This is a genomic window from Pseudomonas sp. EA_5y_Pfl2_R50, assembly GCF_963970475.1.
Classification (GTDB): domain Bacteria; phylum Pseudomonadota; class Gammaproteobacteria; order Pseudomonadales; family Pseudomonadaceae; genus Aquipseudomonas.
In genome coordinates this window covers 1-290 of the sequence record NZ_CAXAPT010000228.1, presented here as the reverse complement: position 1 = coordinate 290, position 290 = coordinate 1, and the positions used below count along the sequence as shown (strand labels likewise).

1 pseudogene is annotated in these 290 nt (G+C 60.3%); it reads right to left on the bottom strand.

Annotated features, from left to right (window positions below):
* Positions 1-41: 41 nt before the first annotated feature.
* A pseudogene (locus tag AACY19_RS27575) lies at positions 42-290 on the bottom strand (phage tail assembly chaperone); the annotation flags it as partial.

Below are 290 nucleotides of genomic sequence, written 5' to 3'. Positions count from 1 at the left end.
ACGCGTAACGGAAAAGAAAACGCCCCGTCAGTGCGGGGCGTTTAGTTGAGTTGTGCTAACAGCCAGATCGGCGCCGGCGGCCGGTGTTCGGCGAGCGGGAATTGATCCCCTTGCGGCCAGTCGCGCAACGCCTGCAAATAACCCAACAACTCGGCGAACTGATCGGAGCTGAGCGTAGTAGGCGCCTCCACCTCCAATTGATCTCGATGACGGTCACGCAGCCAGGAAACGCGCAAAACCTCAGCATCGCGCCACGCGCGCTCTGACGCAGCCAGAACATCATCATTCGG